This window comes from Actinoplanes sp. NBC_00393 (assembly GCF_036053395.1).
Taxonomy (GTDB): domain Bacteria; phylum Actinomycetota; class Actinomycetes; order Mycobacteriales; family Micromonosporaceae; genus Actinoplanes.
On record NZ_CP107942.1, the window covers coordinates 2,644,463 to 2,657,180 of the forward strand.

Genomic DNA, 12,718 nt, shown 5'->3' on the forward strand with positions numbered 1-12,718 from the left:
TCAGTCCTCCAACCTGATCAGCCGCAGGTAGATCACCGAGAAGAGGGCGCCGACGAGGAGCAGGACCAGTGCCATCGCCGTGCCGTAGCTGAGCTCGTAGAACTTGAACGACTGCTCGTACATGTAGAGCGGCGTGGTCTGGCTGGCCGTGCCCGGCCCGCCGCCGGTCATCACGAAGATCAGGCCGAACGCGGCGAGGGTCTGCAACGTGATGAGCATGAGGTTGCTGACGATCGAGCGGCGGATCAGCGGCAGCGTCACGTAACGCAACTTCTGCCAGCCGGAGGCGCCGTCGATCGCCGCGGCCTCCAGCAGGTCGGGTGGCACGTCGGAGAGCGCCGCGTCGTAGACGAGCATGCTGAACGCGGTGCCCCGCCACACGTTCGCGAAGATGACCGCGACCATCGGGGCGGTGTAGAGCCAGTTCTGCTGCACTCCGACGTGCTGCAGCAGCTCGTTGAGGGTGCCGGTGCGGTGCAGGAACGCGTACCAGCAGAAGCCGGCGACGGTTTCCGGCACCGCCCACGCGGCCAGCACCAGCCCGGTGACCAGCGTGCGGCTGACCCGGTTGCGGCCGCGCATCAGCAGGGCGAGCAGCAGCCCGAGGGTGTTTTGGCCGATCACCGCCGAGCCGACCACGAAGATCAGCGTCAGCCAGATCGAATGCCAGAAGGCCGGGTCGTTCACCATCCGTTCGAAGTTGGCCAGGCCGACGAATTCGACAGCGCCGGCGCCGCTGAGCGCGGTGTTGGTGAACGCGATGTAGACGCTCCACAGCATCGGGCCCGCGAAGAACAGGAGCAGCAGCACCAGAGCCGGCAGCAGCGGGATGAGGCTGCGCAGGCCGCGGCCGCGATCCCGGCGGGGCGTTTCCTCAGGGTCACGCACCGCCGGGGGCAGCGTCGTGGCCGTCACCCGCTCACCTTGTCGGGGCCGACGGCCGCCTTGACCTCGTCACCGTAGGTGGCCATGGCCTGCTCGGGCGTCGCCTGGCCGGTCATCACCGCCTCCATGGCGACCTGGATGGCGTTGGAGACCCGCGGATACTCCGGGTAGGCGGGCCGGAAGTGGGTCACCTGCACCAGGTCGGTGAAGAACTTCAGGGTCGGGTTCGAGTTCAGGTACTTCGGGTCCTCGGCCACGTCCTTGCGCTCGGCGATCTGGCCGGCCGCGATGTCGTACGCGAGCGAGTTCTCCTTGTTCAGCGCGAGGCTCACGTAGTCGAACGCGGCCTGCTTGTCCTTGGTGCGCGAGCCGACCGACAGCACCCAGCCGCCGGACATGCTGGTCGCACCGGGCGCCTGGCCGTTCTGGGTGGGCATCGGGGCCTGGCCGAGCACCTTGGTCCACGCCGGCCACGGCTTCGCGCCGGTCTCGATCCAGTTGCCGCTCTGCCACGAGCCGTTCAGGTCGATGGCGATCTTGTTCTCGGGGATGAGCTCGGAGTTCAGCCGGGTGCCGAAGTTCGGGTCGAGCGCGTCCTGCACGTCGGGGCCGAGCTTCTCGCCGTACACGGTCTTGATGAAGGTCAGCGAGTCGAGGAAGCCGGGCGTGTTGACCAGCCATTTCTTGCTCGCCTCGTCGTAGAGGGTGTCGGCGGTGCCGTAGAGCAGCATCTCGAAGCCCTGCATGCTGGCGGCCTCGCCCGCGCCCTTGCCCGAGAAGACGTTCATCGGGATCACTCCGGGCAACTTCGACTTGATCGTACGCGCTGCCGTGAGCACGTCGTCCCAGGTCTTCGGCTGCCACGGCACGGGCAGTCCCGCCTTGGCGAACAGATCCTTGTTGTACCAGAGGGCGCGGGTGTCGGTGCCCATCGGAACGCCGTAGATCTTGCCGTCGAGGCCCTTGGCGGCCGCCTTCGACGCGTCGGTGAACTGGCCCCAGTCGGCCCACTTGCTCAGATAGTCGTCGAGCGGGGCGAGGAACCCGGCCTGGATGTCCGTGTTCACCAGGAACGTGTCCTCGTAGAGGATGTCCGGCGCGGTGTTGGGGGACCGGTTCATCAGGGTGAGCTTGGTGTAGTAGTCGTTCTCGGACGCCTCGATCGGCAGCAGCTTCACGGTCCAGCCCTGGTGGGCCGCCTCGTACTCGCCCTTGACCTTGTTCATCAGGTCGTCCATCTGGATGAAGGTGCCGAACTTCTGGTACGCCACGGTGAGGGTTTTCGCGTCGCTGTCGCCGCCGCCTGAATCGCCGGAGCACGCCGTGGTCGCGCTCAGGGTCAGGGTCAGCAGTCCGGCAAGGAGAGCTGTGGTGCGTCGTCGCATGCTCGTCTCCTTCGAAAGTGGATCCTCCTGCATAGTTCTGAGAACGTATTCATAGAACGTAATCAATTACTCTTGGCCCGGTCAACCGAGGGGATTTCATGCGGCAGCCCACCATGCGTGACGTTGCGAAGGCGGCCGGCGTCAGCCAGGCGACGGTCTCGCGGGTCGTCAACGACGAGCGCTACATCCGGCCCGAGACCCGGGCCGCCGTCGAACGCGCCATCGCCGAGCTCGGCTTCCACCGCAACGAGATCGCCCGCACGCTGCGGCCCGGCCAGGCCGCCAACACCATCGCCCTGGTCATCGAGGACCCCGGCAACCCGTTCTGGTCCGCGATCATCCGCGGCGCCGAGGAGACTGCCCGCCGCCACCGCCACATGCTCGTCGTCGGCAGCACCGGCCAGGACTACGACCAGGAACGCGACCTGCTGCGCGACCTCGTCCGCCGCCGCGTCGACGGCCTGCTCGTCGTGCCGACCGCCCACGACCACGTCGACCTGCACCACGAGCTCGCCCGCCGCGCGCCCATGGTCTTCATCGACCGCGTCCCGCCGGGCGTGCCCGCCGACTCGGTCGTGCTCGACAGCTTCGGCGGCGCCCGCAGCGCGGTCGCGCACCTGATCTCGGCCGGCTACCGGCGCATCGCGTTTCTCGGCGGCGACCCGGCCGTGCACACCGGCGCGGCACGCCAGGCCGGCTACCGGCAGGCGCTCGCCGACGCGGGACTGCCGTGCGACCCCGCGCTGATCAGCCTGGGCAACCACACCGTCACGGCCGCGGCCCGATCCGCTGCCGAGCTGCTCACCGAGCCGGTCGACGCCGACGCCGTCTTCGCCGACAACAACCGGATCTGTGTGGGAGTCCTGCACGCGGCCGCGGCGCACGGCGGCGATGTGGGGATCGCCGGCTTCGACGACGTCGAGCTGGTCGACCTGCTTCCCCGTCCGGTCGCCCTGATCACGTACGACGCGGTCGAGCTCGGCCGGCAGGCGGCGACCCTGCTGTTCGACCGGATCGGTGGCAGCACGGCGGAGGCCCGCCGGGTCGTTCTGCCGACGAAGCTTGTCCATCGCGGCGATGCGGCGATCGGCCGCGGCCGATAGCTTGATCCTCATGGTGCGGAAGCTGGCTCTGGCTCTGGTCCTCACGGTGTCGACGTCTGTCGTGCTTCCCGGCACGCCCGCCGGCGCGACCTTCCACCCCGGGACACCGGGCGCGATCGGCATCGGTGACCCCTACTACCCGCTGGACGGCAACGGCGGCTACGACGTCAAGCACTACGACCTGGCGATCCGGTACACGCCGGCCACCGACGCGCTGGCCGGCGTGGTGAAGATCGAGGCCCGGGCGACCCAGCGGCTGTCCGCCTTCAACCTCGACCTCGACGGCCTGACCGTCCGGTCGGTCACCGTGGACGGCCGCCCGGCGAAGTTCTCGCGCGACGGCACCGAGCTCACCGTGACGCCGGGCCGGTCGCTCGCCAAGGGACACGTCTTCGACACGAAAATCGTCTACGACGGCGTGCCCAAAGTGATCCAGGACCCGGACCTCGGCGACGGCGGCGCCTTCACCACCACCGACGGCGTGGTCATCCTCGGCGAGCCGGATGTCGCGCAGGCGTGGTATCCGTCCAACGACCACCCGAGCGACAAGGCGTCCTTCTCGATCGCGCTGACCGTGCCGAAGGACGTGCAGGCGATCTCCAACGGCGTCCCGGCCGGCCGGTCGACCGCCGGCGGCTGGAGCACCTGGCGCTGGGAGCAGCGCGAGCCGATGGCGACCTATCTGGCCATGGCGGCGATCGGCGACTTCGACGTGACCTCCTACCGCAGGAACGGGATCACGTTCCTGGACGCGATCGACCCGGCGCTTTCCGCGGAGCGGTACGCCAGGGCGGCCAAATCGTTCGCCCGCCAGCCGGAGATCATCCAGTTCCTGTCCGGCTACTTCGGGCCGTACCCGATGCGTGCGGCCGGCGGCGTCGTGGACGCCGAGGGCGACTGGGGCTACGCGCTGGAGACCCAGGGCCGCCCGATCTACACGCCGGAGGACTTCGACAACCAGGAGGACGGCGACAGCGTCGTCGTGCACGAGCTGGCCCACCAGTGGTACGGCAACAGCGTCGCGCTGGACCGGTGGGCGGGCATCTGGCTCAACGAGGGCTTCGCGTCGTACGCCGAATGGCTGTGGAGCGAGCGTGAGGGCCTGGGCACCGCGCAGGAGTCCTTCGAGCAGCTGTACGCGACCCCGGCCACCTCATCGCTGTGGAAGTCGAAGGTCGCCGACCCCGGACCGCCGAACCTGTTCATCGGCGCCGTCTACAACCGCGGCGCGATGACCCTGCACGCCCTGCGGCTGACCGTCGGCGACGCCAAGTTCTTCCGCATCCTGCGGTCCTGGGCGCAGATCCACCGCAACGGCAACGTGACCACCGAGCAGTTCATCGCCCACGCCGAACGCGTCTCCGGCCGCGACCTCGGTGCCCTGTTCACCGCATGGCTCTACACGCCGTCGAAGCCCGCGCACCCCTGAGCCGTGCTGCCCGTCGTCGACCTGTCCTCACCGGCGAGCATGCTCGCCGGTGAGATCGAACGCGCCTGCCGTGCCAGCGGCTTCTTCTACGTCGTCGGCCATGGGGTGCCGGCCGAGCTGCAGGGCCGGCTCGACACCGCCGCCCGGCGGTTCTTCGGCCTGCCCGAGGCCGACAAGATGGAGATCGCCATGCAGCACGGCGGCACGGCCTGGCGGGGCTTCTTCCCGGTCGGCGCCGAGCTGACCGCCGGCCGGCCGGACCGCAAGGAGGGCCTGTACTTCGGCGAGGAACTCGGCGACGACGATCCCCGGGTGCGCGCCGGGCTGCCGCTGCACGGTCGCAACCTGTTCCCCCGCCAGGTGCCGGAGCTGCGGGACGCGGTGCTCGACTACCTCGAGGCGCTCACCGCGACCGCGCAGGCGGTGCTGCGCGGCGTCGCGCTCAGCCTGGACCTCGACGCCGACTACTTCGCCGACGGCTACACCGCACATCCGACCGTGCTGTTCCGGATCTTCCACTACCCACCGGCACCACCGGACAGCGACGACTGGGGAGTCGGCGAGCACACCGACTACGGCCTGCTCACCCTGCTGGCCCAGGACGACAACGGCGGCCTGCAGGTCCGCTCCGGCGACGGCTGGATCGACGCGCCGCCGATCCCGGGCGCCTTCGTCTGCAACATCGGCGACATGCTCGAGCGGGTGACCGACGGCTACTACCGCTCGACTCCGCATCGGGTCCGCAACCTCAGCGGCCGCGACCGGCTGTCCTTCCCGTTCTTCTTCGACCCGGACTTCACCGCCGAGATCCCACCCCTGCCCGGTACGTACGGCGACTACCTGATCAGCAAGGTGTCCCACGTCTTCCCGCAACTGCGCCGGCAGGTGCACCTAAACCCATGATCTACGTCCGGATGAACGGCGGCGTGCACCGACCGCGGCGAGCAGGGCGTCCTCGACCAGGTGGCGTGGGCGGACAGCTCCGGCACCGAGTACGCGATCACGTTCGAGCAGCAGCAGGCCGCCTTCTACGGCTGGCGCCGGCAGCCCGGTGAGCGGCCGAGGGAGTTCCGCGGCCGGCTGATGGGGCGCGACTCGGTGGCCAAGGAGGCGCAGCGGTTCTCCGCGGCGGAGGGCTGGAGCGGCACGGTCGCGTTCGGCGACGGCGGTTTCCTCGGCGCCTACCAGCGGGTGGGGGAGGGCTCCATCGGCTACCGCGGCCGGGACCGCTGAGCAGCGGCCCCGGCCGGCCGCGTCAGCGGCGGCTCGCGTGATAGTGGCTGATCAGGCCGCCGGTCAGCACCACCGTCAGGTTGACCTGGACCGGGTCGCGGCCGTCGACGAAGTGGAAGTCCGCCTCGGCCCAGCCCAGCAGCACCTCCTCGGCGAGCCGGCGCACCTCACGGATGCGGTATTCGACGGTCATTCCCATCGGCTGCGAGTCGTAGTAGGCGGCCACCCCGGCCGGGCCCACCGAGTACGGCCGGAGCCCCTGAAAGATCGCGTCCTCGGTGAAGAGCGCGCCCACGTCGTCCGGACGGTGCTGCTCGATGCCTTTCTGCCAGGCGTCGAGGACACCGGTCACTGCTGTCAGGTCGCTCATCAGTGACCCGCGCTCTGGCCGCCGTCGACGTGCAGGATCTCGCCGGTGACGAACGGCGCGTTCTCCAGGTAGACGATCGCGTCGGTGACGTCGGAGATCTCGCCCATCCGGCCGACCGGGTGCAGGGCGGAGAGGAACTCGTGGGTCTCGGCCGGGTGCATGGGCGTACGGATGATGCCCGGCGACACCGCGTTGAAGCGGACATTGCGTCGCGCGTACTCGATCGCCAATGATTTCGTCGCGGCCGCGAGGCCGCCCTTGGTCAGCGAAGCGAGCGCCGACTGCAGGCTCGAGTTGGCGTGATCGACCAGACTCGTGGTGATCGTGACGACGTGCCCGCCGCCCTGCTCGGCCATCGCGCCGGCCGCCTGCTGCGTGATCGCGAAGAAGCCCCGCAGGTTGACTCCGGTGATCGCGTCGAAGTCCTCGCCGGTGTAGTCGGCGAACGGCTTGGCGATGAAGATGCCCGCGTTGTTGACGAGGCTGTCGACGCGCCCGAAATGCCGGCGTCCGGCCTCGATGATCCGGGCGGCGACCGCCGGATCGGCGAGATCACCCGGCACGGCCAGCACACCGGGATCGTCCGACGGCTGAATCGAGCGCGAGGTGGCGACCACGTTCCAGCCGAGCTTGCGGTACGCGGTGACGGTGGCGGCGCCGATGCCCTGTGATGCTCCGGTGACGACTACGACCTTGGACATTTCTGCTCCTCGTTGCAGGTGAACCGCTGGGACTGGAGCAAGAGTCGGTCGCCGCGAGGGCATCGGCACGTCCGGTTTTCTCCTGCCTGAGAGGCTGCGCCTATCAGCCGTAAGCTGGGCCGATGGAGCTTCGCCAGCTGCGCTATTTCGTCGCCGTCGCCGAGGAGCTGAGCTTCGCCAAGGCGGCCGCGCGGCTGCGCATCGCCGGGCCGTCGCTGTCCCAGCAGATCAAGGCGCTGGAGCGTGACCTGCGGGTCCAGCTGTTCGAGCGGGACCGGCGCTCGGTCACCCTGACCGCCGCCGGCACCGCCCTGCTGCCGCGCAGCGTCGCGCTGCTCGACCAGGCCGACCAGCTGCGGCGCACCGCGCTGGGCCTGGCCGCCAACGAGACGGTACGCCTCGGATACGTCAACTGGCGCCCCGCCGACCTGGAGGACCGCGCCGCCGGCATCGCCCAGCTCCTCGTCGACGCGTGGGTGCTGCCGTCCCACGCCCAGGCCGGCCGCGTCGCCGACGGCGGCCTCGACTTGGCGATCTGCTGGGCCTCCGCGGCCACCCTCGACAAGCACGGCCTCGAAGCGCGGCTGCTCGGCACCGACCGGCTGTTCGCGGTGAGCACCGGCAGCGCCGACACCCCGGTGCGGGCCCGCGACACCGTTGTGCTGCTCGACGCCGACGAGAGCAGCTGGTCGTCGTGGAACACCTGGGCCGCGGCGATGGCCGAGGAGACCGGTGCGCGGGCCGTGCCGGTCGCGGAAGGCGGTGTCACCGGGCCCGCGTTCTTCGACCACGTGCGCCGGCTCGGCCGCCCGGTCGTCAACAACCCGAAGAGCCAGACCACGCCGGTCCCGCCCGACCTGGTGGCCCGCCCGATCGAAGGCCCGAAACCCTATTGGACGTGGTCGCTGGTCAGTCGCCGCGACGAGCCGCGGCCGGCGGTGCGCGCGGTGGCGGAGGCGCTGACCCGCTCGATCGGCCGCCTCTGCCTCGACGAACCGGGCGTCTGGATCCCCGCCGGCGATCCGCACCGCTAGTTTCGGGACGCCACGGTCGCCCGCCGGCCGCTGTGCGGATTCGAGCTCGACCGGGTGACTTCGGCTACCGCGGGCCAGGTCAGTGGGTATGGCGAGGCCATGGGCATGATGATTGGCTTGCGGTGGGGTCGTGGGTTCGCCGCCTTGGTGTTGATCCTGCCGCTGTCCGGGGTGGCAGGTTGTGACCAGCGAACCGCAACCGCGGCCGACACCTCGCGTGATCATCCCGCCGGGTTCGACCCGAGCGCCCGTCAAGCGTGCGCGAAGTTCCGTTCGGGCTGGCGCGGGGCGACTGATGCGCCGGCGCGGTTGCAGCTGGCCGACACCGTCGAGCGGTCGGCGCGGCGCAGCGACAACGCAGCGATCACGCAGCGTGCCACCGTGATGGGCCGCAGCGCCGAGGACGGCGGCCGCCAGTGGCGTACGGCAGGGGCCGAGCTGATGCGCGCCTGCCGCCAGGTGGCAGCAAGCCCCGCGCCGCCCGTTCTGCCGATCACGGGATAAGGCTCGCCGGCGCGATACGCGCCGACCTCGCCGTGGGCGCGTTTGCGGTTCGCCGGGCTCAACAGCCCGTTGAGCTGTTCCATCTTGAGTCGCCTTCGCACCGCTGACCAGGCCGCTGTCTGATGCGCGACGGCTGTCCGGCCCTGCCCCGGGCTGCCGGCCAAACAACGCTGGACAACGCAACGACAATGGGCGATGGATCGCGGCGCGACTGGGGGAGGTCGGGGATGCCGAGGCCGGAGCGACCGTTGGGCGACCTCGACGGTCCGATCGCCCAGTTCGCGGCGGGGCTGCGGCAGTTGCGGGAGAAGGCCGGCAAGCCGGGTTACCGGCAGATGGCCGCGCGGGCGAACTATTCGGTGGCGACGTTGTCGGCGGCGGCGTCGGGGCGGCGGTTGCCGACGCTGGAGGTGACTCTTGCGTACGTTGCTGCGTGCGACGGTGATCTCGTCGATTGGGAGCGGCGTTGGCGGGAGGCGGAACGGCTGAGCGTGGCGCCCGCCGGGGACCCGGCTGCGGCGAACGGGTACGGGCGGTCGCCGTATCCGGGGCTGGCGATGTTCCAGCCGGAGGACGCGCAGCTGTTCTTCGGCCGTAGCACGCTGGTGGACGACCTGGTGCGCCGGCTCGGGCAGCGGCGTTTCCTGGCGGTGTTCGGGCCGTCGGGTACCGGTAAGTCGTCGCTGGTCCGGGCGGGGCTGGTCCCGGCGGTCGGTGGGCCGGCGGTGGTGTTGACGCCGGGTGCGCACCCGATCGAAGAGCTGGCGGTACATCTCGCGCGGCATGCCGGTGTGTCGGCCGCCGGGCTGCCGGAGGAGCTGCGCAAGGACCCGGCGCAGGCGAATCTGCTGGTGCGGCAGGGCCTGTGCGGCGTACCCGAAGATCTTTTGTTGGTGGTGGATCAGTTCGAGGAGACCTTCGCGACCTGCGCTGATCCGGCCGAGCGGGCGGATTTCGTGGCGGCGTTGCTGGCGATGTGCCGGGAGCCGGACAGCCGGGCGCGGGTGGTGCTGGCGGTGCGCGCCGACCACTACGCCCGGTTCACCGAGCACCCCGAGCTGCTGGCCGTGCTGGCGGACGCGCAGGTGCTGATCGGCGGGATGAGCCCGGCGGAGCTGCGCGAGGCGGTGACCAGGCCGGCCGAGCAGTGCGGGGCCCGGGTGGAGGGGGCGCTGGTGGCCACGATCGTGGCCGAGGTGGCCGATTCCCCGGGCGCGCTGCCACTGGCGGCGCACGCGCTGCGCGAGGCGTGGCGCCGCCGCCAGGGCGCGATGGTCACCCTGGCCGGATACCAGGCCGCCGGCGGGGTGGCCGGGGCGGTGGCCCACACCGCAGAGCAGGCGTACGAGCAGCTGTCCGAAGCCGAACGCCTGGTGGCCCAACGGGTGCTGCTGCGGATGGTTGACGTCGGCGCGGACGGATTGATCACCCGGCGGCGGCTGACCCGGGCCGAACTGGACACGATCGAGCTGGCGCCGGCGGTGATCGACGCGTTCACCGCCGCGCGGCTGGTCAGCACCGACCGTGACACCGTGGAGATCGCGCACGAGGCGCTGATCCGAGCCTGGCCGCGGCTGCGTGGCTGGGTGGAGGAGAGCCGGGCCGGCCTGCGGCTGCACCGCCAACTCACCGAGGCGGCCGCCGCCTGGGAGTCGCTCGGCCGCGACGAAGGCGCGCTGTACCGGGGGTTGCGGCTGTCCACTGCGGTGGAGGCGAAGATCGTCGACCTGGCCGGTGCGGAACGCGAGTTCCTGGAGGCGAGCCAGGCGCTACGCGACCGTGAGGCCCGGGTGCGCCAGCGCCGCAGCCGCCGGCTGTTCGCCGGCCTGGCCGCGGTCATGGCTGTCGTCTGCGTGCTCGCGGCCGCGGCAGTAGTGTCGGCGCGCCGTGCGACCTCCGAACGGGACTGGGCCGTGGCGCAGAAGTTGGCGGCGGGCGCGCGGGCCGAGCGGATGACCGATCCGGAACTGGCGTTGCTGCTCGCGTCGCGGGCCTACCGTCTCCATCCGGATCCGGAGACGGAGTCGGTGTTGCGGCAGGCGACGGCCGACGCCCGTTCGACGTTCACGATGCGGGCGCACGAGACGGTCGTGCACTCGGTCGACGTCTTCGGCTCCCGCGTGGTCAGCACCGACCTGGACGGCGTGGTCGAGGTCTGGGATCTGCAAGGCCGCACATCTGCGGTCACCGCGCCCGGCCACGGCGTCGATGCGGTATTCGGCCCGGACGGGAAACTGGCCATCGCCCGCTGGAACCCGCAGATCGGCAAGACGCAGATGGTGCTGTGGCGGCCGGGGGACGGCGACGCGGTACGGCTGCTGAACCCGGAGGTGCCCACGATCGTCACCCGCGGCGGGCTACGGGCAATGACCCGTGCCGTGACGTACAGCCCGGACGGCCGCTGGGTCGCCGCGCTCGGCACCGACTCGCACGTTCACGTCTGGGACACCAGTCGCGGCCGAGCGCCGAAAGCAGTGCGCTACACGGGAGATGTCGTCGACCTCGCCTTCGGCCCAGGTGGTCGCCTGGCTGTCGCCTCGGACGACGGCGTCGTACGGATCTGGGACCTCGGCCGGGACGCCCCGGTGGTGATCCGTCAGCTCAAGGTGGCTGCTCCCGTTGCGGTGGCCATGAGCGCCGACGGTCACGGTGTTGCCGTCGCCGGCGCCGAGACGGTCACGGTCTGGCCCGTCGACGGGCGCACCGGCCCGCAGGTCTACCGCGGCCCGGAGCAGACCTATACCAGCGTGGCGTTCAGTCCCGAAGGGCGCCGGATCGCCGCCGGCACGAACGAGCGGACCATCCGGATGTGGGACGTCACCGACCGCACGAACAGCCTGGCGTTGCGCGGGCACAAGAATCCTGTGCTGGACCTGGCATTCAGCCCGGACGGGCGCCGGCTGGTATCGGGAAGTCAAGACTCCACCGTGCGGGTGTGGGACACCACCGGCGCCGCGGATCCCGCCACGGTCACCCTTCCCGCGGGGTACGGCCCGGCGCAGCTCAGCGAGGACGGCAACTACGCGGCGGCGCCTGCCGAGCCCGGCACGATCGCAGTCTTCCCAGCCCGTACGCCGCGGAGCGCGACGCTGTTGCGCAACGTCCCGCCGCGTCTGAACTCCCTGAGCGTCAGCGCGGACGGACGCGCCGTGGCGGCCTCGACCCTCAGCAGTGAACGGATCTACCGGTGGGAGGAAACGACAGGCGCCGAGCCCACGACTCTCGACTGCCCGCACCGGCCCGAACTGATGCTCCCCAACAAGGTCACCCTCAGCAACGACGGGCGCATGCTCGCCGTCGACTGCGGAGACAGCGACATCCTGGTGCGGTGGAACGACGGCCGGCACGTGGTCGGCCAGGCGTACACCTCCTCACCGATCGTGGTCAGCCCGGACGCCACCCTGGTGGCGATTCCGTCGGAGCAGGTGGTGTGGGATCCGGCCGCCGACCGGGTCGTGCGGAGGCTGACCGGCCGGAACGGGCCTGTCGATCTTGCCCGGTTCAGCCCGGACGGGCGTTCGCTGGCCGTCGCGGAGGAGGACGGGACAGTCCGGATCTGGACCATCGCCGGGGCTGAGGATCCGGTCGTGCTCACCGGCGCGGTCGGGCGGATCGTGGCGATCGCCTTCAGCCAGGATGGCAACCTGATCGCCGGCGTCGGCTCGGACGACGTCGTACGCGTGTGGAACACGGACGGCCGCGGAGAGGCCTTGACTCCCGAGCATCCCGGTGGCGCCCGGCAGATCGCGTTCAGCGCCGACGGCCGGCAGCTCATCACGGTGTACGGGGCAACCGTCCGGTTCACGCCCTGCGAGGTGTGCGACCCGATCGCCGAGGTCCTCGCACTGGCACAGCAGCGCACCACCAGGGACTTCACACCCGAGGAACGCGCCAAGTATCTGCGCGAGCCCGGATAGGACGTTGTCCGGCGTTGTTTGTCTGATGCCCTCGAGCAGGGGCCAGACAACTCTCCCGCCGCTAGACAGGGTTTGTCAGCCACGCGGGTCAGGGCGTCGAAACGGGGGCGCCGCCGTCCTGTCCGTGTGGCTGACACTCCTGGACGGCCGGCGGGGT

At 70.7% G+C, this 12,718-nt stretch carries 11 protein-coding genes and 1 pseudogene; 7 read left to right on the plus strand and 5 right to left on the minus strand.

Translation table 11 applies throughout. The features are described from left to right. Together OHA21_RS12220 and OHA21_RS12225 are read right to left on the minus strand one after the other, a co-directional pair. Entirely contained in the window at nucleotides 1-915 is a 915-nt protein-coding gene (locus OHA21_RS12220) for a carbohydrate ABC transporter permease (protein WP_328473336.1), read from the minus strand. Next, complete coding sequence (locus OHA21_RS12225; protein WP_328473338.1) at nucleotides 912-2,270, minus strand: extracellular solute-binding protein; 1,359 nt, start codon at nucleotides 2,268-2,270, stop codon at nucleotides 912-914. The genes OHA21_RS12220 and OHA21_RS12225 overlap by 4 nt, the downstream gene beginning before the upstream one ends. Nucleotides 2,271-2,383: 113 nt before the next feature. Here OHA21_RS12225 and OHA21_RS12230 point away from each other — a divergent pair, with 113 nt between their 5' ends. The 5 genes and pseudogenes from OHA21_RS12230 (at nucleotide 2,384) to OHA21_RS52695 (ending at nucleotide 6,035) form a co-directional block, all read left to right on the plus strand. Continuing rightward, nucleotides 2,384-3,373 carry a LacI family DNA-binding transcriptional regulator gene (locus OHA21_RS12230; protein WP_328473340.1) on the plus strand — a complete coding sequence of 330 codons (990 nt, stop codon included), beginning with the start codon at nucleotides 2,384-2,386 and terminating at the stop codon, nucleotides 3,371-3,373. A 10-nt stretch (nucleotides 3,374-3,383) separates the two neighbouring features. Beyond that, nucleotides 3,384-4,802 carry a M1 family metallopeptidase gene (locus tag OHA21_RS12235; protein ID WP_328473342.1) on the plus strand — a complete coding sequence of 473 codons (1,419 nt, stop codon included), beginning with the start codon at nucleotides 3,384-3,386 and terminating at the stop codon, nucleotides 4,800-4,802. Between the two features lie 3 nt (nucleotides 4,803-4,805). Further along, nucleotides 4,806-5,705, plus strand: a complete 900-nt coding sequence (locus tag OHA21_RS12240) for an isopenicillin N synthase family dioxygenase (protein ID WP_328473344.1) — start codon at nucleotides 4,806-4,808, stop codon at nucleotides 5,703-5,705. Nucleotides 5,706-5,732: 27 nt separating this feature from the next. Then, nucleotides 5,733-5,783 (plus strand): annotated as a pseudogene (locus tag OHA21_RS12245) (hypothetical protein); the annotation flags it as partial. Continuing rightward, nucleotides 5,766-6,035, plus strand: coding sequence for a hypothetical protein (locus tag OHA21_RS52695; RefSeq protein WP_442875161.1), 270 nt, complete (start codon nucleotides 5,766-5,768; stop codon nucleotides 6,033-6,035). The pseudogene OHA21_RS12245 and the gene OHA21_RS52695, both read left to right, overlap by 18 nt. 22 nt (nucleotides 6,036-6,057) lie before the next feature. On the opposite strand, the gene OHA21_RS12255 is transcribed toward OHA21_RS52695, so the two are convergent. Further along, on the minus strand, nucleotides 6,058-6,405 hold the full coding sequence (locus OHA21_RS12255; RefSeq protein ID WP_328473346.1) for a hypothetical protein: 348 nt from the start codon (nucleotides 6,403-6,405) through the stop codon (nucleotides 6,058-6,060). Continuing rightward, nucleotides 6,405-7,106: an SDR family NAD(P)-dependent oxidoreductase gene (locus tag OHA21_RS12260; protein WP_328473348.1), complete on the minus strand. Its 702-nt coding sequence runs from the start codon at nucleotides 7,104-7,106 to the stop codon at nucleotides 6,405-6,407. Before OHA21_RS12260 ends, OHA21_RS12255 begins: the two co-directional genes overlap by 1 nt. Nucleotides 7,107-7,228: 122 nt before the next feature. On the opposite strand from OHA21_RS12260, the gene OHA21_RS12265 reads away from it, so the two are divergent. Further along, a complete protein-coding gene (locus OHA21_RS12265; RefSeq protein ID WP_328473350.1) occupies nucleotides 7,229-8,140 on the plus strand; it encodes a LysR family transcriptional regulator in 912 nt (303 codons plus the stop codon). 251 nt (nucleotides 8,141-8,391) lie between these two features. Here OHA21_RS12265 and OHA21_RS12270 read toward each other — a convergent pair whose 3' ends face one another. Continuing rightward, complete coding sequence (locus tag OHA21_RS12270; protein ID WP_328473352.1) at nucleotides 8,392-8,727, minus strand: hypothetical protein; 336 nt, start codon at nucleotides 8,725-8,727, stop codon at nucleotides 8,392-8,394. Nucleotides 8,728-8,871: 144 nt separating this feature from the next. Between OHA21_RS12270 and OHA21_RS12275 the strand changes: the two genes are divergently transcribed. Then, a complete protein-coding gene (locus tag OHA21_RS12275; protein ID WP_328473354.1) occupies nucleotides 8,872-12,561 on the plus strand; it encodes an nSTAND1 domain-containing NTPase in 3,690 nt (1,229 codons plus the stop codon). Nucleotides 12,562-12,718 lie beyond the last annotated feature (157 nt).